The sequence below is a fragment of the Shouchella xiaoxiensis genome (assembly GCF_016907895.1).
GTDB classification, from domain to species: Bacteria; Bacillota; Bacilli; order Bacillales; family Bacillaceae_D; genus Shouchella; species Shouchella xiaoxiensis.
Map to the genome: position 1 here is coordinate 1 of NZ_JAFBCV010000037.1, position 2,023 is coordinate 2,023.

Annotated in this window: 1 rRNA gene; it reads right to left on the reverse strand. The window is 52.2% G+C overall.

Annotated elements, in window-relative coordinates:
* Window positions 1–1,901 (reverse strand): 23S ribosomal RNA (locus tag JOC54_RS22800); the annotation flags it as partial.
* Between the last annotated feature and the right edge of the window lie 122 nt (window positions 1,902–2,023).

The following is a 2,023-nucleotide window of genomic DNA, read 5'->3' on the forward strand; positions in this document are numbered from 1 at the left end:
GGATAACCCCTCCTCTTAACCTTCCAGCACCGGGCAGGTGTCAGCCCCTATACTTCGCCTTGCGGCTTCGCAGAGACCTGTGTTTTTGCTAAACAGTCGCTTGGATCTATTCACTGCGGCTCTCTCAGGCTATTCACCTTAATAGAGCACCCCTTCTCCCGAAGTTACGGGGTCATTTTGCCGAGTTCCTTAACGAGAGTTCTCCCGAGCGTCTTAGAATTCTCTTCTCGCCTACCTGTGTCGGTTTGCGGTACGGGCACCTGTATTCTAACTAGAGGCTTTTCTTGGCAGCGGAGGATCAGGGATTTCGGACCCGAAGGTCCTTCACGGTCACAGCTCAGCCGAACGGAACACGGATTTGCCTATGTTCCAGCCTTGCATGCTTCGACGCGCACAGCCAGCGGCGCGCTCACCCTACCTTTCTGCGTCCCCCCATCGTTCAAACAAATACTGGGTGGTACAGGAATATCAACCTGTTGTCCATCGCCTACGCCTTTCGGCCTCGGCTTAGGCCCCGACTAACCCTGAGCGGACGAGCCTTCCTCAGGAAACCTTGGGCTTTCGACGGAGGGGATTCTCACCCCTCTTTTCGCTACTCATACCGGCATTCTCACTTCCAAGCACTCCACTAGTCCTCACGATCTAGCTTCGCTGTCCTTGGAACGCTCCCCTACCCAATTCCTTACGGAATTGCCATAGCTTCGGTGATACGTTTAGCCCCGGTACATTTTCGGCGCAGAGTCACTCGACCAGTGAGCTATTACGCACTCTTTCAATGATGGCTGCTTCTAAGCCAACATCCTGGTTGTCTGGGCAACTCCACATCCTTTTCCACTTAACGTATACTTTGGGACCTTAGCTGATGGTCTGGGCTGTTTCCCTCTTGACTACGGATCTTAGCACTCGCAGTCTGACTCCCGAGTTAAAGTTTTTGGCATTCGGAGTTTGACTGAATTCGGTAATCCTGTGGGGACCCCTCGTCCAATCAGTGCTCTACCTCCAAAACTCATCACTCGAGGCTAGCCCTAAAGCTATTTCGGGGAGAACCAGCTATTTCCGAGTTCGATTGGCATTTCACCCCTACCCACACCTCATCCCCGCATTTTTCAACATGCGTGGGTTCGGGCCTCCAGTCGGTGTTACCCGACCTTCACCCTGGACATGGGTAGATCACCCGGTTTCGGGTCTACGGCAACGTACTCATTCGCCCTATTCAGACTCGCTTTCGCTGCGGCTCCGCCTTATCAGCTTAACCTTGCACGTTACCGTAACTCGCCGGTTCATTCTACAAAAGGCACGCCATCACCCATTAACGGGCTCTGACTAGTTGTAGGCACACGGTTTCAGGATCTCTTTCACTCCCCTTCCGGGGTGCTTTTCACCTTTCCCTCACGGTACTGGTTCACTATCGGTCACTAGGGAGTATTTAGCCTTGGGAGATGGTCCTCCCGGATTCCGACGGGGTTTCACGTGTCCCGCCGTACTCAGGATCCACTCTGGAGGAAACGAAGTTTCAGCTACAGGGCTGTTACCTTCTTCGGCTTGTCTTTCCAGACAATTCACCTACTCCGTTTCTTTGTAACTCCGTATAGAGTGTCCTACAACCCCAAGAGGCAAGCCTCTTGGTTTGGGCTGATTCCGTTTCGCTCGCCGCTACTCAGGAAATCGCAATTGCTTTCTCTTCCTCCGGGTACTTAGATGTTTCAGTTCCCCGGGTCTGCCTCTACCTACCCTATGTGTTCAGGTAGGAGTACCATCCCATTACGGATGGTGGGTTCCCCCATTCGGAAATCTCCGGATCAAAGCTTACTTACAGCTCCCCGAAGCATATCGCTGTTCGTCGCGTCCTTCGTCGGCTCCTAGTGCCAAGGCATCCACCGTGCGCCCTTTCTAACTTATCCTAAATGGTGTCTGCGTGCGATACGCTCGACCATGTTTAAACAATTAAAAGGTTGCTTAAGAATTCTTGACGTCTCGTTCAAACAGTTAAAACCGATGAACAAAACTTATTTGAGTTGTTTCT